Source organism: Nesterenkonia halotolerans, from assembly GCF_014874065.1.
Lineage (GTDB): Bacteria > Actinomycetota > Actinomycetes > Actinomycetales > Micrococcaceae > Nesterenkonia > Nesterenkonia halotolerans.
Genome location: NZ_JADBEE010000001.1, coordinates 1,899,626 through 1,921,675, shown reverse-complemented (window position 1 = coordinate 1,921,675; position 22,050 = coordinate 1,899,626). Strand labels below are relative to the sequence as shown.

Genomic DNA, 22,050 nt, shown 5'->3' with positions numbered 1-22,050 from the left:
AGGTGATCCCGGTCATGCCTGTGTCCCTGATCGAGAAGCCTATAGCCCCACAGAGCTCGCCGTGATCAGCCGGGGGTTATCGTTGAGCCGATGACTCCCGCTGAGAAGGACCGACCCCCGGTGGCTCCGAGCCGGGAGGATCCGCTGCTGCGGCACCTCTCGGACCGTCTCGGCGGACCCGTGGGCAGCCGGCTGCGTCCACGCTGGCGCCCTGCTCCGGTGCTGCTCGGCCTCACCGTGCTGGCGATTCTGCTCTCCGCACTGACCAGTCAATATTGCCGGATCAATGGCTGGGGCGGGGTGGAGGTCTATCACGCGGGCTGCTACTCGGACATCAGCGCCCTCTACGGACAGCGAGGACTCGCTGAGTCTCCCTGGAGCCCGTTGATCTCCCCGGGATACTTCGAGTACCCGGTGCTCACCAGCCTGGTGGCGGCCCTCGCGGCAGCGCTGACTCACGTCCTGCTCGGGCTCGAGTTCCTGGAGGGAATCGTCTGGGAGGCCGGGCGCGCGTCGCTGCTGTACTGGGATCTCAGCTTTGCGGTCGCTGCACTGGTCTGGCTGGTGCTGGTGCTCATCGTGATGAAGGCCGCCGGGGGCCGCCCTTGGGACGCCGCGATCGTGGCGACCTCTCCGGCGATCATCTTCGGCATCGGCATCAACTGGGACATCTGGGCGGTCACCGCGCTGGCGCTGGCGATCCTGGGCTTCAGCCGCGGGGCCCATGTGAGCGCCGGGGTGATGATCGGCGTCGGAGTCTCCTTCAAGCTCTTCCCACTGTTCATGCTGGGGGCGGTGCTGGTGCTGGTGCTGCGCCGAGACTCTCCCCTGGGCATCGGGGTGTTTCTGCGCACCCTGCTCGGCGCTGTGGCGAGCTGGCTGCTGCTCAACGTCCCGGCGATGCTTGTCAGTTTCAGCTCCTGGGCACAGTTCTTCGAACTCTCGGCAGAGCGCGGTGCCGGATACTCCTCCCCCTGGCATATCTGGCAGGTGATCGCCGAGGAGTCGGGAGGCAGCGGACTCACGGCGGAGACCATCTCGGCATGGTCCTTCACGCTCTTCGCCGCCAGCTGCGTCGCGATCCTGATCCTGGGACTCCTCGCCCCCGAACCGCCACGAATGGTCCAGCTGCTGTTCCTGATCCTCGCGGCGTTCCTGCTGGTCAACAAGGTCTATTCGCCGCAGTTCATGATCTGGCTGGTGCCGCTGATCGCGCTGGCCGTCCCGCGCTGGCGAGACGCACTGATCTGGCAGGGATTCCAGGTGCTGCACTTCTGGGCCATCTGGATGTACCTGGCCAGCGGGGTCGGAGACCAGGATCCGCAGCACTCCTTCGACTCGATGCTCTATGTGGCTGCGGTCCTGGGCCATATCGGCGCGACCCTGTATCTGATGATCCAAGTGGTGATGGACATCCTTCGTCCCGCGCGTGACCCGGTCGCGCGCTCCGCCATGCCGACGAAGACGCCGGCCCAGGCACAGGCACAGGTACGGGCACAGCCCGAGGCTGAGCCCCAGCCCGAATCACCCCCGGCGTCGTCTACTGCTGGGCCGCGGACCATTCCTTGAGGATCTGCACTGCCTGCTCCTGCGGCACCGGACCATGTTCCATGCGGTGCTCGAGCAGGAACCTGTAGGCCTGGCCCACCTCCGGCCCCGGCGCGATCCCCAGCACCTGCATGATCTGTTCACCGTCCAGGTGCGGACGGATCCGGTCCAGCTCCTCCCGCTCGGCAAGCTCAGCGATCCGAGCTTCGAGATCGTCGTAGGCGTGGTCCAGGCGCGCCGCCTTCTTGCGGTTCCTGGTGGTGACATCCGAGCGGGTCAGCCGGTGCAGCCGCTGGAGCTGATCCCCGGCGTCGGTGACGTAGCGCCGCACGGCCGAATCACTCCACCCCTGGTCGCCGTAGCCATAGAAGCGCATATGCAGCTCCACCAGGAGGCAGACGGCGGTGATGCTGGCCTTGTCGAACTTCAGCGCCTGCATGCGACGCCGGGTCTGCTTCGCGCCCACCACGTCGTGATGCCGGAAGCTGACCCCGCCGCCCGGCTCGAAGCGGCGGGTCTTGGGCTTGCCGACGTCGTGCATCAGCGCCGCGAAGCGCAGCACGAAGTCGGGACCGGGCACCGGGCCGTCGTCGTCGGTCTCCAATGAACAGGCCTGTTCGAGCACCTTGAGCGAATGCTGGTAGACGTCCTTGTGCCGGTGGTGCTCGTCATCGGTGAGCTTCAGTGCGGGCACCTCGGGAAGCATGATCTCCGCGAGGCCTGACTCCACCAACAGATCGATCCCGGCGCTCGGGTGGACCCCGCAGATCAGCTTCACCAGCTCCTCGCGCACCCGCTCGGCGGAGACGATCTCCACGCGGGCAGCCATCTCAATCATGGCTTCACGCACCTCAGGGGCCACTTCCATGCCCAGCTGTGAGGTGAAGCGGGCAGCGCGCATCATTCGCAGCGGGTCGTCCGAGAAGGACTCCTGAGGGGTGGCCGGGGTGCGCAGCACACGCTGGTGCAGATCCGACACGCCCGAATGCGGATCGACGAGTTCGAAGCTCGGCAGCTTCAGCGCCATGGCATTGACAGTGAAGTCTCGCCGGACGAGATCCTCACCCAGGTCGGTCCCGAAGTTGACCTGTGGCTTGCGGGAGGTCGGGTCATAGGCCTCGGCACGATAGGTCGTGACTTCGATGGTGTCCTGGCCCTTGCGCAGCCCGATGGTGCCGAAATCGCGCCCGATGTCCCAATGGGCCTCGGCCCATCCCGACACGGTGGCGATGATCTGGTCCGGGGTCGCGTCGGTGGTGAAGTCCAGGTCCGGCGAGGTGCGACCGAGGAAGAGGTCTCGCACCGGACCGCCGACCAGTGAGAGCTCGAATCCGCGCGCGGCGAAGAGTTCGCCGAGTTCGACGACGACGTCCGGCAGCCAGGCGCCGTCAGGGAAACCAGAGGGGAGGTAAGGCATAGCGAAAACAGTGTCCCATACGCCCGCAGGCCGGGCCCGCCGTGCTCAGACCGGCACTCCCATTAGAGTGTTCTGTATGAACAGACCGGAGAGCGGTGGTGAACGGCGCACCCCATTGACAGTGTCAATGGGCGCACGTCGACTGCCGAACCGGCAGTCCTCCCGGCAGCAGGGAAGCCTTCCCACGGTCGAAGAGGTCAGCGCCGGCGGGGTCATCATCCGCCCAGCGGCCACCGGATTCGATGTGGCGATCATCGCCCGCTACAACCGCGGCGGTCGGCTGGAGTGGTGCCTGCCCAAGGGTCACCCGGAAGGCGTGGAGACCCACGAGCAGGCGGCGCTGCGTGAGGTGGCCGAGGAGACTGGGGTCGAGGGTGCCATCCTGACATCGCTGGGCAGCATCGAATACTGGTTCACCGTCCCCACCCACCGGGTCCACAAGACCGTGCACCACTACCTCATGGAGGCGGTGGGCGGAGAGCTGAGCATCGAGAACGATCCAGATCATGAGGCCGTGGACGTCGCCTGGGTCAACATGGACGACCTGGACCGCACGCTCTCCTTCCCCAATGAGCGGCGCATCGTGGCGCTGGCCCGACAAGTCATCGATGAGACGGTGCAGTCGAGCTGAGCCACCCACCTGCCCCTGCCTGACGCGGCAGATCCCGGGGTGACTGGGCTATAGTCCACTGACGATGACAGCTACTTCCCCGCAGCAGACCGACACCGGACCGCCGCCACCTCCGCCCGAGGGACCCACCAGCGATCAGAGCCACCTCCCGGCACAGGGGCTGGCGCGGGCCAGTGCGATCATGGCGGCCGGCACCCTGGTCTCGCGAGTGCTGGGATTCGTCCGCACCGCCCTGCTGGCCGTGGCGATCGGCAACACCACGCTCGTGGCTGACATCTTCGAGAAGTCCAACACGATCCCCAACGTCGTCTACCTCCTGCTCGCAGGCGGCATGTTCAACGTGGTCCTGGTCCCGCAGCTGATCAAGGCTGCGCGGCGACCGGACCGCGGTGCGGACTACACCTCTCGTCTCCTGACCCTGACCATCGTGGTGCTGGCCGCCTTTGCGGTGCTGATCACCCTGGCGGCCTACCCGATCATCGCCACCCTCACCCGGGGGTGGACCGAACCGATGCTCGCCCTGGGCACCGCCTTCGCGGTGTGGACGCTGCCGCAGATCTTCTTCTACGGGCTCTATGCGGTGACCGGGCAGGTGCTCAATGCCAACGCCCGTTTCGGCTGGTACATGTGGGCTCCGGTGCTCAACAACGTGATCGCCATCGGCGTGATCATCAGCTTCATCATCACCTTCGGGCAATACTCTTCCGACGATAACCAACTCACGGAGTGGACCGCACAGCAGACCATCTGGCTCGCCGCCGGACACACCGTGGGCATCATCGCCCAGGCGGCGCTGCTGCTCTGGCCGCTGTCTCGGCTGGGCCTGCGGCTGCGCCCGAAGTTCGGGCTCAAGGGGATGGGCCTGGCCTCCACCGGCAAGATCGCCGGGTGGACGCTGGTCACCATGCTGATCGGCAACCTCGCGAATCTGGCCTATATGCGCCTGATCTCGGGGGCGACGGCGGCCCGGCAGGATCTCGGGCAGCTCAGCTCTGCGGTGCCCGGTGAGACTGCTGCCAATGTCGCCGAACTGATTGCCATCCTTCCGCACTCGGTCTTCGTGCTCTCCATCGCGACGGTGCTGTTCAACCAGCTCGCCCGCGCCATGGACCTGGGTCGCTACGGTCGCGCCCGGGAGATCATCAACGAGGGACTGCGGATCTTCGCGATACCGGTGATGTTCTGCATGGTGGCAGTGCTGGTTCTGGCAGGCCAGCTGGGAAGGATCTTCGCCGGCTCGGCTGCCGATGCGAACCTGGCGGGTGCGGCCATCGGCCAGCTCCTGGTGCTGCTCGCCCTGGGCATGCCCTTCCGGTCCGCCAGCTTCTACCTGATGCGCGTGTTCTACTCCGCCGAGGACGCCAAGACTCCCATGATGATCTACGCGATCATCGCCGTCGTGGGTCTCACCACTGCCTATGGGCTGGCCACTGTCGTCCCTGAGCAGGACATCGCCTACCTGGTGATCGGGCTCTTCTCTGCCCTGCACATCCTGCAGTACCTGATCTGTCACCTGCTGGTGGTCCGCCGCTGGGGCGGATTCGACTTTGCCTCGGTGCTCAGCGCCTATCTGCGTTCGGGCGCGTGTGCGGCAGTGGCGGGGGCCGCCGGGGCCGGAACGCTCTGGCTGCTCGGCGGATACTCCTGGGGCTTCGCCTGGGAGTCGATCTTCACCGCCGTGGTGAGCTGCGCCGTCGTCGGGGTGGTGATGGCTCTGGTCTACGTGCTGATGCTGCGCGCCCTGAAGGTGGATGAGTTCACCGCGGCGATCGCGCCGCTGGCACGGAGGATCCCTGCATTGTCCAGGCTCGCCCGGTAAGCTTGCCCCCGATGTGAACCTGACCGCTTCCAATGAGCGGACAGGATATTTCCCGGACCCAGGAGGACTTGTGGCGCAGCCTTTCGGCGTCGGCGATGTTGTTGGTGGGCGCTATCGCATCACCCATCATGTGGTGACGTCTGCCGATCAGGACATCGTCTTCCAGGCGAGCGACGAGGTCCTGGACCGCAATGTCAGCATCCTGTTGGCGTCTCGGTCCAATGCCAAGCAGGTGGCGACCTCAGCCCGCGAGCTCGCCACCGGGGCGCGCGACTCCGACGTGCAGGTCCTCGATCTCGGCCTCGCCGACGAGCGCACCTATCTGATCTCCTCCCTGGTGGACCCCAATCACCTCCTGGACCTCGTGGTGCCGGACTCCGCGCCCTACGTCGAGCCCTTCTTCACCGACTCCCTGGGCTCCGAGCTCTTCGGGCAGTCCCGCGTGATGGAGCCGGAGACCTTCGACGACGACGACGAGTACTACGCCGCCCTGCACGGGGACTCCGATCGCCCCGAGGATCCAGCGCGACGCTTCCGTCGGCGCCGCCCGGCCTTCCTCGACAAGGTCTCGGATTCGTTGAACCGCAGGCTGAACTCTGAGAACGATGCCGCGGCCCTCGCCATGGCTGCAGAGCAGGTCGATCAGGCGCGCGAAGAGGCCGCCACGTTCCTGCGCCATGACATGGAGGTGCTCCCGGCAGACGCCGCGGGTGACACCGGCGAGGACTTCTCGGCCCACCTCGAGGCCCAACCAGCCACACCGCGGGAGGCCGACCTCCGCCGTGGGACTGGCAGTGCCTCCGCCGGGGCTGCCGCGGCAGGCACCGCCGCACTGGCGTCCTCCACCGTCGCCGAGCCCTCCGCATCCGAGCAGTCCGGAACCGGGGAGTCCGCAGCCGGGGGCACAGACGATGCACTAACGAGCCCACACGGCGACGACGAGGTCCTGCCGGACGGTGAAGAGGTCGTGGACAACCCGCCCGATTCACCGGTCGACGACTTTGATGCACCGCCCACCCCGCCCACTGCAGGAGGCGGACCTCAGACCGCGCCGGCGCGCCTTCGCGATGCACTCTCCTTCACCGGATTGATCCGCCCGGTTCCCAGCCTGGAAGAAGAAGCCGCACTTCAGCCTCCCCAGTCGGCAGCTCAGCACCCGGGGGCATCGCAGCAGCAGGCATCTCCCAGCGTCACCGCCGATGCGGCATCCACCCATGGAGGGCCCGGCTCGGGGGACGATGAGGATGAGGCCCCCGATGCTGACTTCCGCGATGAGAAACCAGGTCCACGACGCTGGATCCTCGCGGTCGCGCTGGCGGCGGTCCTCGTGGTGGTCGCTGTCGTGATGTTCTTGAGCCTGCGCGGAGGCGAAGTCGAGGACGCCTCCGCCCCTGCAGAGGAGGAGCAGGACGCTGCTGAGGAACAGCCGTCCGAAGAGCCTGCTGAATCCGAAGAGGCCGCGCCGAGCGAGGAGGCCTCACCCAGCGCGGAGACTGGTCCCGAGCCGGCCATCGTCGGTGTCACCCGCGTCGTGCCTGACGCGCCGGATCTCATCGCGGACCGCGATGGACAGCTTCCCAATCTCTTCGACGGCGATACCTCCACCTCCTGGGTCACCCTGTCCTTCGCCACGGAGGACTTCGGGGGCTTCAGCTCCAATGTGGCCCTCGTTGCCGAGCTCGAAGAGCCCACCACAGTCTCCGCCGTGACTCTCACCCAGGAGGGTGAGTCCTCGGGTGGAAGCTTCGAAGTGCTGACCAATGACACAGCAAGCCTCGACGGGGCCCAAGAAGTGGGTACCGGCACCTTGAACTGGAACGAGACCACCGTCGAGCTCGAGGGCGAGACTGAGGCGTCCTACATCATCATCAACATCACCGAGCTGCCCACACAGGAGTCCCCGGATCAGGCGGGACTGCCCTACAGCGTGGAGCTCAGCGAGATCAGCGTCGACTGATGACCTGCCCGCCGCAGGGCGGGGACACCAGTGGGGGCACAGGGATGGCTCCAGTAGGCTGGCGGGTGAAGGAATAGGTTGAACATCGATGATGTTCAATATTCCAGATACCACGACCGTTGCTAAGGACATGTGATTGTGACTGAACAGACCCCTGACCAGGTACATGATGTGGTCATCGTCGGCTCCGGCCCGGCGGGCTACACCGCAGCCGTCTATATGGCCCGCGCGAACCTGAATCCCATCGTGCTGACAGGCTCCGTGACCGCCGGCGGCGAGCTGATGAACACCACGGACGTCGAGAACTTTCCAGGCTTCCCCGAGGGCATCATGGGGCCGGATCTCATGATGAACATGGAACAGCAGGCGCGACGCTTCGGCGCCGACATTCGTCACGAGGACGCCACAGAGCTGATCCTGGACCGTCCTATCAAGCAGATCACCACGGGTGCCGGGGACGTCTTGCATGCCCGCGCCGTGGTGCTGGCCACCGGGTCTGCCTACCGCGAGCTCGGTGTCCCCGGGGAGAAGGAGCTCTCGGGTCACGGAGTCAGCTGGTGCGCGACCTGCGACGGCTTCTTCTTCCGCGAACAGAACATCGCCGTGGTCGGTGGCGGTGACTCTGCCATGGAGGAAGCGCTGTTCCTGACAAAGTTCGCCTCTCAGGTCACCGTGCTGCATCGCCGCGAGGAGCTCCGTGCCTCGCAGATCATGGTGGACCGTGCCAAGGCCAATGAGAAGATCTCGTTCGTCTGGAACACCGAGGTGACCGAGGTCCAGGGAGAGGGGAAGGTCAACCGCCTGATCCTGCGCGACACCGTCACGGGAGAGCCTTCAGCTCTGGACGTGACAGGTCTGTTCGTGGCGATTGGTCATGACCCACGAACAGCTCTCTTCAAGGACCAGATCACACTCACCGAAGACGGCACAGCCTGGGTCGATGGGCGCAGCTCAAGGACCTCGCTGCCGGGTGTCTTTGCCGCCGGTGATGTGCTCGACCCGACCTACCGCCAGGCCATCACGGCCGCAGGCTCCGGCTGCGTGGCGGCCCTCGATGTGGAGCACTGGCTGGCGGACAACGTTCCTACCGACGCCGCAGAGGTCCCGGCTGATGAGACCCATAACGCCCCTGTACCTCTCTAAGGAAGGAGATCTATATGTCAGATCTCAAGAATGTCACTGACGCCAGCTTCGAGCAGGACGTCCTGCAGGCCGACAAGCCCGTGCTCGTCGACTTCTGGGCCGAGTGGTGCGGTCCCTGCCGCATGCTGACACCCATCCTCGAAGAGCTCGCCGCGGAGAACCCGGAGAAGATCCAGGTGGTGAAGGTCAACGTGGATGAGAACCCGGGGACCGCTGCGAAGTTCGGCATCACCTCGATCCCAGCGGTCTATGCCTTCAAGGACGGCGAGCACGTCCAGTCCTCCATCGGCGCCAAGCCGAAGCAGGTTCTGGAGCAGGAGTTCGCTGACCTGCTGAGCTGAACAGCTGACAAGCCGGTCTAGACGGCAAAAGAGCGGGCCCGGAACGAATCATCGTTCCGGGCCCGCTCTGTTTCACGTGAAACGTCAGCTTCGGCTGCCGATCATGTCCATCAACCGGTGCAGATCATCAATAGAGCCGAAGTCAATCGCGATGCGGCCCTTCTTTGCTCCCAGGGTGATCTTGACCTGGGTGTCGAGTCGATCCGTCAGCGCATCAGAGAACTCCTCGAGTTGTTGCACCCGGGGGCTCTTCGTCCACTCGCGCCCCAAATCCTCTGATGAGCCCTGGTCTCGCTGGGCAAGCGTCACCGCCTCTTCGGTCGCGCGCACCGAGAGTCCCTCAGCCACGATCCGGCCAGCCAGCTGCTCCATCTGCTCCGGTGACTTCAACCCGAGCAGCGCCCTGGCGTGTCCCGATGAGAGCACACCCGCAGCAACTCGCCGCTGCACCGCGGGAGGGAGCTTCATGAGTCTCAAAGTATTGCTGATCTGGGGTCGGGAGCGTCCGATGCGCTCCGCCAGTTCATCCTGCGTGCAGTTGAAGTCGTCCAGGAGCTGCCGATACGCCGCCGCCTCTTCCAACGGGTTCAGCTGAGACCGGTGGATGTTCTCCAAGAGAGCGTCCCGCAGAAGGTCGTCATCCTTGGTCGTTCTGACGATCGCAGGAACCGTCTCGAGGTTCGCAGCCTTCGAGGCACGCCAGCGTCGCTCTCCCATGACCAGCTCGTAGAGACCCTCGCCCGCCGGCCGGACAACGACCGGCTGCAGCATGCCGATCTCGCGGATCGAATGGATGAGCTCATCCATGTGCTCTTCGTCGAATTCCTGACGCGGCTGGCGTGGGTTCGGCACGATCGAATCCACAGGTATTGATCGGAATTCGGCGCCATCCACCGATCCGCCGGTTTCACGTGAAACGGAGCTGGTCCACGCACCGTCCTGTCCCAGTTTCTCAACGGATTCCGAGGATTCCACCGCCGAATGAGCGCCTTCATGAGCCTCCGGAACACCGCTCACCGAAGATGGTTGGTTCTCCACCGCCTGGGCACCACTTTGCGGAGCAGCCTGCCGCTCAGCGGCCTTAGCAGCCCCGCGCGAGAGCACGTCCGGCATCGGCGCTCGTTGTCCGGCACCTGGTCGTCGGGATGACGTCACCGATCGTTGGATGACCGTAGAATCGCGGGCTACATACGGCCCTTCGAGATCCGATTTCGCGGAAAAGAACACATCGATCGGACGGGGAGCACTCGATCGGCCTTCTGCAGTTTCACGTGAAACAGGACCGGATGATGTCTGCTTCTCAGTCTCTGAGGCCAACGAGGCAGTCTCAGCGCCCTCCTTCTGCTGCTGGTACTCCTGATCTTGGGAATCACTGTTGATCAGCGCACCTAGACCCCGTCCCAAACCGCGCCGTTTACGTTCCGCCATGCAGGGGCCTCCTAGAGACATTGACCTCAACCCGCGTGAGCTCAGCGCGGTAGGTCCCATTCTACGGAGATTTTGTCAGTGATCATGCCAGCGACAGTGATAGAAGCACGTTTCACGTGAAACGGGAGGCAATTTCGTGATGCGCTGCAAGCCCCATGGCGCACTTGCTGCCCAGGGAGAGGTCACCAAGGCTTTTCACGTGAAACTTCAGCTCACCACCCGACGGGTCTAACCTCGGTTTCACGTGAAACCGCGCCGCGATAGCGGTCGGCTCGACATGATCGATTGCGAGCATCGCGAGTCCCGGAGAGGCCGAGGGGTGCATGGCCGCCAAGCGGACACACTCAGAGAACTCATCCACAGGATGGAATACGAACTCACCGCAGTTTCACGTGAAGAGGCACACCACGCTGAAACAGAGCCCGCCATGTCGGCGTTTCACGTGAAACAGTCCTCGGGCTAGCACCGACGAATTCTGGTGTTGGCCGACCCTGGATGAGCTGACGTACCGACTGAACAGTTGGACACCGATTCGCGGCCGGCACGAAGATGATCGCGAGCGTCCGTCCAGGTCCCGTTGTTTCACGTGAAACCGAGGCGCGCAGAAGCTCAAGACTGCTGAGCCTCGTTTCACGTGAAACGCAGCCCCTTCACCACCCGCTGCGTGATGGCATGTCGCCGGTCAGGAGCGCTGAACCAGCTCTGCCGCTGCTTCAAGATAGGCGAGCGCTCCGGTGGAGGAACGGTCGTAGCTGATCACCGACTGCTGATAGGAGGGTGCCTCGGAGATGCGAACGCTGCGCGGGATCACGGCCTTCAGCACCGACTCCGGGAAATGTTCCCGAACCTCTTCGGCGACCTGCGATGCAAGGTTCGTTCGCCCGTCATACATGGTCAGCAGGATGGTGGAGACCTTGAGCGGCGGGTTCAGGTGCTTCTGAATCATCCCGATGTTGTTGAGCAGCTGGCTCAGGCCCTCCAGGGCGTAGTACTCGCACTGGATCGGTATCAACACCTCTTGCGCGGCGACAAAGGCATTGACAGTGAGGAGTCCGAGGCTTGGGGGGCAGTCGATGAACACGAAATCCAGCCGCTCCAGGCTATTGTCCTCGCGGTAGCGGTAGTACTCGGCCAGGGCACGCTGTAGCCGCTGTTCCCGAGCCACCAGGGATACCAGCTCGATCTCTGCACCGGCGAGATGGATGGTAGCGGGGACTACCTGCAGGCGAGGGATGTCTGGACAGTCAGCCACCACGTCGGCGAGGGCGAAGTCCTCAATCAGCACGTCGTACACGGAGTCGGTGTCCGCGGAGTGCTCAACTCCCAACGCGGTCGAGGCGTTGCCCTGGGGATCGATGTCGATGACCAAGACGTTGAATCCCTGATCGGCCAGGGCCGCCGAGAGATTGACCGTGCTGGTGGTCTTTCCGACTCCGCCCTTCTGGTTCGAGACGGTGATCGCACGCGTGTGCTCGGGTCGATCCAGCTCCGTGGAGACCAGCTTCTTGCGACGGCGATTCTCGTCTGCCAGCTCGGCCGCCAGGGGAGAAGAGGCCGCGAATGAATCGAGGATCGAAGACCCTTCAGCCGCACTGGCAGCGTCGCCGGCGGCCTTTGCGGTACCACTTGTTTCACGTGAAACGCGGTTCTCTTGCACGGGCCACCTCTCCTTAGTCACGAATCGTTCCTTCATGCACACGAGGACTCCTGGCGGCACGCGCCGCGCAGGCATGCACGAGTCTAGGCCACCCGAGCGGAGCGGCGACGGCAACGGACCACCGTGCTCGGCTCTTCGAGCAGACCCTCGCCCAGCAGCTCGACGGTCGGCTTCTGAAGCTTGTATCTGCTGAATGACTTGGATGCCGCCTCGATCTCGGCGCGCACGCTGCGACCCTTGAGGAGCAGCAGCTCGCCGTCGTCATCCAACAGAGGCACTGTAAGGGGCAAAAGCTTTTTGAGTGCTGTCACGGCGCGCGCAGTGACCACGTCGGCCATCACTTCATCGGTGACTTCCTCTGCTCGGGCGCGAATCAGCTGGACGTTGTCCAGGTCCAGGTCCTGCACCACGGTGCTGAGCCATTCGACTCGACGCTCCATCGGTTCGATGAGGATGAACTCCACGTCGGGGCGTGCAATCGCGAGCGCAAGTCCCGGCAGTCCCGCCCCTGAACCCACATCCGCGACGGTGGTGTCAGCGGTGAGCTCTGGCGCCAGAACGGCGCAGTTGAGCACATGACGAGACCAGATGCGGGGGACCTCGCGCGGACCGAGCAGTCCGTGATCGATACCCGTGGAGCACAGGTGCCCCACGTATCGTTCGGCGAGCTCCAACCGGTCGCCGAAAAGCGTCAAGGCCGCCGCGCGTTCCGGTTCGGTGAGCTCGGGAGTCTCCTCCACGGTCTCTGGGGTGTCTGCTGAGTCCTCTTCTGCGAAGCGAGTCTGTGCAGACTCCTCATTCACCGAGTCGTCGTCTACCCGCGGGTGCTCGCTCATGAGGCTGAGATCACGACGTGGCGACGTTTGCCTTCGCCCTCGGATTCGCTGATCAGACCGGAGTCGGCGACGAAATCGTGCACGATCTTCCGCTCGTAAGCACTCATGGGCTCCAGGTGCACGTCCTCCCTGCGATCCTGAACCTTTGCGATGGCGTCCTCAGCGAGCTGCTTGAGCTCCGACTGACGACGGTCGCGGTGACCTGAGATGTCCAGGACGAGGCGTGTCCGATCGCCCGTGGCTGTCAGCACCGCCAGACGGGTCAGCTCCTGCAGCGCGTCGAGCACCTCGCCATCGCGGCCGACTAGATCGTCAAGCTCATCTCCACCGTCTTCGGTGAGGATCGAGACATAAGTGCGTCCACCTCGGACCTCGATGTCGATGTCCCCGTCGAGGTCAGCGATGTCGAGCAGCTCCTCGAGGTAGTCAGCCGCGATGTCGCCCTCGTCCGTGGCGCCTTCTGCGGGGGCCCGATCCGTGGCTGCCTCGTCTGCACCCTCAGAGTCATCGTCGGCACCCTTGGAGTCCGGTGCCACGGGCTCGGCTGCTGCAGCTGGCGCTTCCTCGGCCTCGGCGGGGACAATACCCTGCTCCGCGCCGTCGGCCTGGGGCAACTGTGTCTCGTTCTCGCTCATGACTACTTCTTCCTCTTCTTCTTCTTCGCCGGCTGAGAGGTCTGGCCCAGGTGCTTGCCGGTCGGCTTGGGCTGCTCCACGGGCTTCGCGGCCTCATTGAATGGCGGGAGGCCGCGGGCGGAACGGCGCAGGTTGAGTTCCTTCTCTGCCAGGGAGCCCGGGGTCGGGTTGTTCCGGATGACCCACCACTGCTGGCCCATGGTCCAGAAGTTCGTCGCCGTCCAGTAGACGAGCACACCCACGGGGAAGTTCACGCCACCGATGACGAAGACCAGCGGAAGCACATAGAGCATCATCTTCTGGGTCTGTGCGAACTGCCCCGTCAGCGCAGCCTCGGACATGTTCTTGCTCATCAGCTGCTTCTGGGTGAAGAACTGGGTGGCCACCATGGTGACGATCATGATCGAGGTCAGGATGACGACGTCCCAGCGCGTAGGGTCCGCGCTGAACGAGGGCAGGAACATGTCCGACATGCTCACGCCGAAGATCGAGGACCCGTCGAAGCTCTGCACTTCATCGGCACTGAGCGCGCCGTAGCCCTGCTGCTGGTTCTGCTCCTCGCGCATCCGGTTGAGCATCCAGAAGAGCGCGAAGAAGATCGGCATCTGCGCCAGGAGCGGAAGACACGTCATGAACGGGTTCACATTGTGCTTCTTGAACAGCGCCTGCTGCTCCTGGGCCATCTGCTGGCGGGAGACGGCGTCCTTCTTGCCCTTGTACTTCGCCTGCAGCTTCTGCACCTCAGGCTGGATGACCTGCATCCCTCGCTGGGACTTGATCTGCTTGACGAACAGCGGGATCAAGATGATGCGGATCACGAGCACGAGCAGGACGATGGACAGAACCCAGTTCCATCCCGAGTCATAGGGCAGCCCGATGGCGGACAGCAGGCCATGGAAGGTGCTCAGGATGAAGGAGACGGCCCAGGTGAAGGGCCACATGATTGTGTCGAAAAAGCCCATGTATCTCTCAGATGTTGTGGCCAGGCGTCATGCCGAAGCAGCCTGCCGGCTCAAGGGTGGTGAGGACGTCAGTCATCATCACCGCGGGGAATCGGTGGGTGGTTTGTCTCTATGATCGTCGGTACTGCACCCTGCGGCCAAATCCTTGCGGTGGCTGGCACTGGGTCTACCCCGCCTCCGGTGAACGGATTGCATCGCAACACCCTCCACGCGGTGAGCGGAACCCCACGAATCACTCCGTGGGCGGTCACTGCTTCGAGCCCATAGGCGGAACAGCTGGGATAGAAGCTGCAGACCTGCCCATAGAGCGGGGAGATGACCTTTCGGTACCCCCTGATCAGCAGGGCGAGCAGCGTCGAGGGGCCGACGCGAAGCCAGCCCCAATAGCCGCGGCGCAGCTGACTCTCGTCGACGTCAGTGGTCGGCCGTCCAGGAGTTTCACCCCGCGCCACGTAGTAGCTGGAATGCCTGATCCATGTGGACTCCGGGGAGCCGGGGGGCTCCGGGAAGGCGTCGGCTTCGCGGGAGGAGTCAGCGCTCATTGCTGTCCCCGCTGTCGCGACGTCTTGCGCAGCGCCCGCTCCGCGGCACTGTGCACCGCAGAGCTCAACTCCTTGTGATCCAGGTCGACGATCTCGGGAAATGCCCGGATGACCATGTCCAGCTGGCCTCCCTCGGGTGCTGCGAGAGCATCATCTCGCATGAGGTCGAAGATGATGTGCCGCAGCCGCCGCTGCACGCGGTGCCGGACGACGGCGTTCCCCACGGCCTTGGAGACGACGAGACCGCACCGCCATGGATCGGTCCCTGCAGCTGAACGATGTGGCCCGATCCTCACGGCCACCATCACACCGCCGCCTCCGGCGCGCGAGCCCTGCCGCATGGTGTCCCGATGATCGCGCGAGGAGGTGAGCCGGTGTTCTTTGGGGAGCACGGCGCTCGGCCTCCATTCGCTGCGTCCTGGTTCCTGCGGATTGTGCCCTCGGCAGCGGCACATGCGCACACCAGATGCACGAACGGCCCGTTCCCATATTCTGCGGGACGGGCCGTGTGTAGGTCCAGGTGCGGTGCACCGGAACCATCTGACCGTGGGTCAGCGTGAATTGCTCTAGATCAGGCCGAAAGTTCCTTGCGGCCCTTGTTGCGACGCGTCGAGATGATCGACCGGCCGGCACGGGTGCGCATACGGGAACGGAAGCCGTGCTTGCGGCTGCGACGGCGGTTGCTCGGCTGGAAAGTCCGCTTGCTCACTGTGTACTCCCACTTGGATGGTTTGAAGTCATTCGGGCCCCGGACAAGTTCCTGCGTGCAGGCACGGCAGAACCGTGGGGCGACCTGTCAACACTAGGGTTTCCCCGGCGCGCCGTCAAGTCTGCCGGGGCGGCCTGTGCACCATTGGCTGCCGCGCCACCGAGATCTATCGTAGTGTCCCCGGCTGCCGCTGGGTCCGTGGAGGGAAGACTCATGACTGCCGATCACCCCGTGATTCACGTGAAAGGTCTGATCAAGTCATTTGGACGGGTGCACGCTCTGGACGGTCTGGACCTCAGCGTCGCAGCTGGTGAAGTCCATGGCTTCCTGGGACCCAACGGTGCCGGGAAATCTACGGCGCTGCGGGTGCTTCTGGGCCAGCTGCGCGCAGACTCCGGAGTCGCACGCGTGTTCGGCGGGGACCCGTGGCGTGACGCCGTGGCACTGCACCGTCGGCTCGCCTACGTGCCCGGCGACGTCGAGCTCTGGCCGAGCCTGACCGGTGGCGAAGTGATCGACCTGTTCCTGCGACTGCGCAGCCGTGATGCAGGCACCCGATACACGACACGTCGCCGGGACGATCTCATCGACCGCTTCGGTCTGGATCCACGCAAGAAGACCCGCACCTACTCGAAGGGCAACCGGCAGAAGGTCGCGCTGATCGCAGCGCTGGCCGCCGACGTCGACCTGCTGCTCCTCGATGAGCCCACCTCGGGCCTGGATCCGCTGATGGAGGTGGTCTTCCAAGAGGTCATCGCCGAGACAACGGCCCAGGGCACGTCAGTCCTGCTCTCAAGTCACATCCTGGCCCAGGTGGAGGTGCTCTCAGACCGGTTGTCGATCATTCGTGAGGGACGGATCGTGGAGTCTGGAAGCCTCACCGAGCTTCGCCACATGACTCGCACCACAGTGGAGGTGGAGACGAAGATGCTGCCGGAGAGACTGTCCCAGCTCGAGGGAGTCCATGACGTGCGCCTGGACGCGGACTCGCGCCGCGCCGTCGTCGAGATCGACGGCGAGCATCTGGGAGAGGTGATGGCGTATCTGACCTCCCTGGGAGTCCGCTCGCTGACTGCCCACCCACCGACACTGGAGCAGCTGCTGATCCGTCACTACGGGGCCGCCGCCGGACACCATCACGCGGGAACGGGTCCGAGGGGCAGGCCAGGGCACATCACCACGGAGAGATCATGAACGCCGCAGCCCGGTGGGCCCCCACGGTCACCGGGTCCTCTGTCCAGGAAAGCCTCACCGGAACCGTCCTTCTGCTGCGCTTCATGCTCCGGCAGGATCGTCTCCGGCTGAGCCTCTGGGTCCTGGGGATCGGGCTGATGAGCTTCTACGTGGCCAATGCGGTGCAGGCCATCGTCAGCGACGAGGAGGAGCTCGTGCAGATGGCCGGGGTCTTCACCGATCCGGTGGGCCGGTTGATGACAGGGCCCGCCTACGGGATGGCGGAGCCCACCTTCGAGCGGTTCTACGCCGCTGGATACGCGCTGTTCATCTATCTGCTCATCGCCCTGATGAGCCTCTTCACTGTTACTCGCCACACCCGTGGTGAAGAGGCGTCCGGGCGTGCGGAGCTGCTTCGTGCGAATGTCCTGGGACGTCACGCGACGCTCGCCGCCGCCGTCCTCTTGGTCTTCCTGAGCACCATCTGCGCAACATTCCTGGTCATGCTCGGGGCCCTCTCCGGGGGCTTCGCCGTCCCAGGTTCCCTGCTTATCGCGGGTTCAGGAGCCGCCGTCGGCCTGTTCTTCGCCGCCGTCGGTGCGGTCTCAGCCCAGTTGACCGAAGCCTCTCGCGCCGCGTCGGCCGTCGCAGGCTCGGTGCTCGGGCTGAGCTATCTGATCCGGATGGGTGGGGACGCCGCAGCCCCCGGTGGCACGACGCTCTCCTGGTTCTCACCCCTGGGCTGGTCTCAACAGACGGCCCCCTATGTCCAGGACCGCTGGTGGCCTCTGCTGCTGCCTGGTGCCCTCACCGTGGCAGGGCTGCTGTGGGCCTTTCACCTGAGCACCCGCCGGGACCTCGGCGCGGGTCTGTTCCCCGGCAGACCCGGACCCGCGCGCGCCAGGCCCTCGCTGGGGACCCCGCTGGGAATCGCGTGGGAGAGTCTGCGCGGAGGTCTGCGCGGGTGGGGTCTGGCCCTTGTCCTGTGTGGCGCGATGTTCGGCGGCTACGCCCAGACCATGGTCGAAGCGGCCGGTGATCTCCCCGAACAGTTCCAGCAGGTCTTCACCGGCGAATCCCTGATGCTCGGCTACCTGGCCTATATCGGTCTCTTTCTGGCGATCTTGGTGGCTGCGGCAGGCGTGAACGCAGTGCAACAGATCCGCGGTGAAGAATCACAGGGTCGCGCCGCGATGCTGCTCACGGCTCCGTTGGGCCGCAGAGGCTGGCTGATCGCCCACGTGGCGGTGCTTGTGCTGGGGCTGGCCCTGATCCTGCTGCTGGTGGGTCTGGCGACCGGGGGCGCGGCTGCGGCGGTGCTGCATCAGGACCGCGCGCAGCACTTCGTCGACCTCCTGCTCGCCAGCCTGCACCAGGGCCCTGCGGTGCTGGCCGTGCTCGGGCTGGTCGTCGCCGTCTTCGGCTGGGCACCGCGGTTCACCGGGGTCATCGGGTGGGCCGTGGTCGGCTATGCCGCGGTGATGACAAACTTCGGACGGCTCTTGGATCTGCCCGGCGTGATGCAGAACTTCAACGTCTTCTCGCACCTGTCCCCATACCCGGTGGAACCTGTGACATGGGCCCCGGTCCTCGTCCTGAGCGCGCTCGGCGTGGCCGGTCTCATGCTCGGTGTGCTCGGCTGGCAGCGCCGGGAGATCACCAGCGGATGAGCCGGGATGACGGGGGAGATCGGACTTTTCCCACAGCTCTCTCCACAGAAGCTGTGGAATACTATGTGCAGAATTTCGCCGATATCCACGAGGGGAGCAGCGTGCCTGCTGAGTCAGAGGTCGATGTGCCGCGGAAGTGGCAGCAGGTGCTTGCCGAGCTCCGAGAGAATCATGGCATCGCCGGCCTGCGGCTGACCGACGTCGGGCGGGCAGTGCCGCAGGGGGAACAGCTTCTGGGCGAGACTCTGCTGCTCACCGTTGCGGTGCCCCACGAACGGGTTCGCGAGCTCATGCAGTCGACCCTGGCCGCCCAGCTCGGTGACGCGATGCGCACGGTCTTCGGCAAGGACGTCCTCTGTGCCTATGTCATCGACCCGGAACTCGCGACGCGGCAGCGCGAGCTGGGAGTAGCAGCGAGCGCGAACTCGGCGCCCTCTGCGGCTTCAGCCTCCTCCACCGCAGTCGATGATCTCTACCCGGGGGAAGTCCGCACCGAGAACCCTCGACACCGCCCGGAGTCCGAGGGCTACGACCGCCCAGAACGCTCCGAGCGACCGGAACGCGTCGGGATCGGGATGAGCAGGGAACGGGACGAGTACGGTGAGCCCAGCTTCGCCCCCACGGACTATTCACAGTACGAACGCACCGCGCAGCCCCAGCGGGACGCCCGGCTGGCCGAGCGTCGTCCCCCCAGCCGACCAGCCCCACCGGCCTCCTTCACCGCGAGCGGCAGCGAGCACTACGAGACCTCACGGCTGAATCCCCGGTATACCTTTGACACCTTCGTCATCGGCTCCTCCAACCGCTTCGCCCACGCTGCGGCGAATGCGGTCGCAGAAGCTCCCGCCAAGGCCTACAACCCGCTGTTCATCTACGGCGACTCGGGACTGGGCAAGACGCATCTGCTGCACGCCATAGGCCACTATGCGCAGCGGCTCTACTCCGGGATCCGCGTCCGCTACGTGAACTCGGAGGAGTTCACCAACGACTTCATCAATTCGATCCGTGACGACGAAGGTGCCAGCTTCAAGCACCTCTACCGCAACGTCGACATCCTGCTGCTGGATGACATCCAGTTCCTCGCCGATAAAGAGCGCACCGTGGAGGAGTTCTTCCACACCTTCAACACCCTCTACAACAACAACAAGCAGGTCGTGATCACCTCGGATCTGCCTCCCAAACGTCTCTCCGGCTTCGAGGAGCGGCTGAGATCTCGGTTCGAGCTGGGCCTCATCACCGACATCCAGCCCCCCGAGCTTGAGACCCGCATCGCGATTCTGCGCAAGAAGGCCACCGCGGAGAACTTCTCCTGTCCAGATGACGTCCTTGAGTACATCGGTTCAAAGATCTCCTCGAACATCCGGGAGCTCGAGGGGGCCCTCATCCGCGTCACGGCCTACGCCGCGCTGAACAAGCAGGCGGTGGACCTCGCGCTGGCGGAGCAGGTCATGCGGGACCTGATCTCGGATGACCACGCTCAGGAGATCACGGCCGACCAGATCATCAACGCCACGGCGGACTACTTCACCTTCAGCGTCGAGGAGCTGATCTCCAAGTCACGCAACCGCAAGCTGGTCAACGCCCGGCAGATCGCGATGTACCTGCTGCGCGAACTCACGGAGATGTCCCTCCCCAAGATCGGACAGGCCCTCGGCGGGCGAGACCACACGACCGTGATGTACGCCGAGCGAAAGATCCGCGAACTCATGGCAGAGCGTCGGGCCGTGTTCAACCAGGTCACGGAGCTCACGAACAAGATCAAGCAGCAGCGGTAGCGCGCGTCGAGGTGCTCGGCGAGCCGAGAGATCGGCAGGCGACAGTTCAGGCGCCTCATATCCGCTGGCTGAACAGCTGTGGATAAGACCCTGCTCCACAACTCACAACCATGTCATTCCGCATGGACCCTGGGATCAGGGACCTCTCCGTCAGACCATCTCCACAGGTTTTCCCACATATCCACAGGCGGCCGTGGAGTTTTCCAGGTTTTAGTTAACACCTGTGGATAAAACGGTGCAGTTCGCAGTGCACAACGCGCTGACATTGGGGACTACACCGCCCTGGCTGGGGAGATGCCTCCTGGATGCTGTTGAAATCTCCACTGCTCGTGCACAGTCGAAGCGAGGATCCTCCACCTCATGGTGCACAGCCAGATCCCAGCAGACAACGGCAAGCAGCGGTTTATCCACAGTTTCCACAGCACCTGTTAACACTTCTGACCCTTAACCCTTTAAATGACAGAGAACAGTCACCGTTCCCAGTCCACGCTTCGCTCGAAATCCCAGATCTTGTGGGCGCACGCCTCATTCGAGGCTCATATGGTGCTCGTCTCAGTCCTTGCTAGCTTCTGCGGTTCGATTGCAGGTAAGCTCGACACTCGACACAACCCGCAGATGCTTGACATTCACCGACCCGGCTGTCGAAGCGCAACAAGGAAGGCAGGGATCAGTGGAGTTCACTGTTGAACGGGATGTTCTTTCCGAAGCGGTTTCCTGGGCCGCCCGTTCCCTCTCCCCTCGACCACCTGCACCGGTGCTGGCAGGTCTGCACATCACTGCAGCCGACCAGACGGTCACCATCTCAAGCTTCGATCATGAGATCTCCGCCCAGCTGCATATCGAGGCCGATGTCACGCAGCCTGGGACGATCCTGGTCTCCGGGCGTCTGCTCAACGACATCGTGAAATCTCTGCCGAACGCCCCCGTGACGGTGCAGCTGCAGGATTCGCGGGTCCAGCTGACCTGCCGGTCCTCAAAGTTCACCCTGTCCACGATGCCGGTGGACGAGTATCCAGAGCTCCCTGGCATGCCGGAGCTTGCAGGCACCGTGGATGGAGCCGCCTTCGCTCGCGCCGTCTCCCAGGTGATCACCGCTGCCTCGAAAGACGACACCCTCCCGATCCTCACCGGCGTGAAGGTGGAGATCGAGGGCGACACGATCACCTTCCTGGCCACTGACCGCTATCGCCTCGCGATGCGCGAGATCAACTGGTCCCCTGCTGCGCCGGATATCTCCACGTCAGTGCTGATCAAGGCGAAGACGCTCAACGATGTCGCGAAGTCCCTCGCCGGTGCCGGTTCGCTGCAGATCGCTCTCTCGGAGTCCGCAGAACTCGTCGGCTTCTCCTCTGGAGGACGGCGCACCACCTCGGTGCTGGTCGACGGGGACTACCCCAAGATTCGCCAGCTCTTCCCCGAGGACACCCCGATCCACGCAGTGGTCAACACCGCGGAGTTCATCGAGGCGGCCCGCCGCGTCTCGCTGGTGTCTGAGCGCAACGGCCATGTGCGGCTGCAGTTCACCCAGGACAATGAGGTCATCCTCGACGCCGGTGTGGATGATGCGGCCTCCGCCTCGGAGGTCATCCCCGCGACGCTGAGCGGCGAATCGATCACCGTGGGCTTCAACCCCGCATACCTGAACGAGGGACTCAACGTCATCGATTCGGAGTTCCTGCGCTTTTCGTTCGTCTCTGCGCCCAAGCCCGCGATGATCACGGGGCAGGCCGAAGCTGAGGGTGAGAAGTCCATTGATTTCCGGTATCTGCTGATGCCGGTGCGTCTGATCAACCAGTAGCCGCGGGCA

Annotated in this window: 19 protein-coding genes; 10 read left to right on the top strand and 9 right to left on the bottom strand. The window is 64.4% G+C overall.

The features are described from left to right. Window positions 1-90 precede the first annotated feature (90 nt). Window positions 91-1,569: a glycosyltransferase family 87 protein gene (locus tag H4W26_RS08705; RefSeq protein WP_192591665.1), complete on the top strand. Its 1,479-nt coding sequence runs from the start codon at window positions 91-93 to the stop codon at window positions 1,567-1,569. Here the strand turns inward: H4W26_RS08705 and H4W26_RS08700 are convergent. After that, on the bottom strand, window positions 1,541-2,965 hold the full coding sequence (locus H4W26_RS08700) for a CCA tRNA nucleotidyltransferase (RefSeq protein ID WP_192591664.1): 1,425 nt from the start codon (window positions 2,963-2,965) through the stop codon (window positions 1,541-1,543). The two genes, H4W26_RS08705 and H4W26_RS08700, sit on opposite strands and share 29 nt — an antisense overlap. A 127-nt stretch (window positions 2,966-3,092) precedes the next feature. Between H4W26_RS08700 and H4W26_RS08695 the strand changes: the two genes are divergently transcribed. From H4W26_RS08695 to trxA, 5 genes are all read left to right on the top strand, one after another. Then, the gene (locus tag H4W26_RS08695; protein WP_225939652.1) at window positions 3,093-3,596 is read left to right on the top strand and encodes an NUDIX hydrolase; all 504 of its coding nucleotides are present in this window, start codon (window positions 3,093-3,095) and stop codon (window positions 3,594-3,596) included. 64 nt (window positions 3,597-3,660) lie between these two features. Continuing rightward, a complete protein-coding gene (gene murJ / locus H4W26_RS08690) occupies window positions 3,661-5,415 on the top strand; it encodes a murein biosynthesis integral membrane protein MurJ (protein WP_225939651.1) in 1,755 nt (584 codons plus the stop codon). A gap of 70 nt (window positions 5,416-5,485) precedes the next feature. Beyond that, the gene (locus H4W26_RS08685) at window positions 5,486-7,372 is read left to right on the top strand and encodes a discoidin domain-containing protein (protein WP_192591662.1); all 1,887 of its coding nucleotides are present in this window, start codon (window positions 5,486-5,488) and stop codon (window positions 7,370-7,372) included. Window positions 7,373-7,504: 132 nt separating this feature from the next. Continuing rightward, a complete protein-coding gene (trxB, locus tag H4W26_RS08680) occupies window positions 7,505-8,515 on the top strand; it encodes a thioredoxin-disulfide reductase (protein WP_378626001.1) in 1,011 nt (336 codons plus the stop codon). A 14-nt stretch (window positions 8,516-8,529) separates the two neighbouring features. Beyond that, entirely contained in the window at window positions 8,530-8,856 is a 327-nt protein-coding gene (trxA, locus tag H4W26_RS08675; protein WP_192591660.1) for a thioredoxin, read from the top strand. Between the two features lie 84 nt (window positions 8,857-8,940). Here trxA and H4W26_RS14150 read toward each other — a convergent pair whose 3' ends face one another. From H4W26_RS14150 to rpmH, 8 genes are all read right to left on the bottom strand, one after another. Then, complete coding sequence (locus H4W26_RS14150; RefSeq protein ID WP_192591659.1) at window positions 8,941-10,284, bottom strand: ParB/RepB/Spo0J family partition protein; 1,344 nt, start codon at window positions 10,282-10,284, stop codon at window positions 8,941-8,943. Between the two features lie 682 nt (window positions 10,285-10,966). Next, the gene (locus H4W26_RS08665; protein ID WP_318779851.1) at window positions 10,967-11,857 is read right to left on the bottom strand and encodes a ParA family protein; all 891 of its coding nucleotides are present in this window, start codon (window positions 11,855-11,857) and stop codon (window positions 10,967-10,969) included. A 167-nt stretch (window positions 11,858-12,024) separates the two neighbouring features. Continuing rightward, window positions 12,025-12,777, bottom strand: coding sequence for a 16S rRNA (guanine(527)-N(7))-methyltransferase RsmG (rsmG, locus tag H4W26_RS08660; protein ID WP_192591658.1), 753 nt, complete (start codon window positions 12,775-12,777; stop codon window positions 12,025-12,027). Beyond that, a complete protein-coding gene (locus H4W26_RS08655) occupies window positions 12,774-13,412 on the bottom strand; it encodes a Jag family protein (RefSeq protein WP_192591657.1) in 639 nt (212 codons plus the stop codon). Before H4W26_RS08655 ends, rsmG begins: the two co-directional genes overlap by 4 nt. 2 nt (window positions 13,413-13,414) lie before the next feature. Next, entirely contained in the window at window positions 13,415-14,374 is a 960-nt protein-coding gene (gene yidC / locus H4W26_RS08650) for a membrane protein insertase YidC (protein ID WP_192591656.1), read from the bottom strand. A 68-nt stretch (window positions 14,375-14,442) separates the two neighbouring features. Continuing rightward, entirely contained in the window at window positions 14,443-14,916 is a 474-nt protein-coding gene (yidD, locus tag H4W26_RS08645; RefSeq protein ID WP_192591655.1) for a membrane protein insertion efficiency factor YidD, read from the bottom strand. Continuing rightward, the gene (gene rnpA, locus H4W26_RS08640) at window positions 14,913-15,308 is read right to left on the bottom strand and encodes a ribonuclease P protein component (RefSeq protein ID WP_192591654.1); all 396 of its coding nucleotides are present in this window, start codon (window positions 15,306-15,308) and stop codon (window positions 14,913-14,915) included. Before rnpA ends, yidD begins: the two co-directional genes overlap by 4 nt. 179 nt (window positions 15,309-15,487) lie before the next feature. Continuing rightward, complete coding sequence (gene rpmH, locus H4W26_RS08635) at window positions 15,488-15,625, bottom strand: 50S ribosomal protein L34 (RefSeq protein WP_192591653.1); 138 nt, start codon at window positions 15,623-15,625, stop codon at window positions 15,488-15,490. Between the two features lie 213 nt (window positions 15,626-15,838). On the opposite strand from rpmH, the gene H4W26_RS08630 reads away from it, so the two are divergent. The 4 genes from H4W26_RS08630 (at window position 15,839) to dnaN (ending at window position 22,041) form a co-directional block, all read left to right on the top strand. Then, a complete protein-coding gene (locus H4W26_RS08630; protein WP_192591652.1) occupies window positions 15,839-16,819 on the top strand; it encodes an ABC transporter ATP-binding protein in 981 nt (326 codons plus the stop codon). Continuing rightward, on the top strand, window positions 16,816-18,468 hold the full coding sequence (locus tag H4W26_RS08625) for an ABC transporter permease (RefSeq protein WP_192591651.1): 1,653 nt from the start codon (window positions 16,816-16,818) through the stop codon (window positions 18,466-18,468). Before H4W26_RS08630 ends, H4W26_RS08625 begins: the two co-directional genes overlap by 4 nt. Window positions 18,469-18,521: 53 nt before the next feature. Next, window positions 18,522-20,243 carry a chromosomal replication initiator protein DnaA gene (dnaA, locus tag H4W26_RS08620; protein ID WP_318779816.1) on the top strand — a complete coding sequence of 574 codons (1,722 nt, stop codon included), beginning with the start codon at window positions 18,522-18,524 and terminating at the stop codon, window positions 20,241-20,243. Between the two features lie 670 nt (window positions 20,244-20,913). Next, the gene (gene dnaN / locus H4W26_RS08615) at window positions 20,914-22,041 is read left to right on the top strand and encodes a DNA polymerase III subunit beta (RefSeq protein ID WP_192591649.1); all 1,128 of its coding nucleotides are present in this window, start codon (window positions 20,914-20,916) and stop codon (window positions 22,039-22,041) included. The last annotated feature ends 9 nt before the right edge of the window (window positions 22,042-22,050 follow it).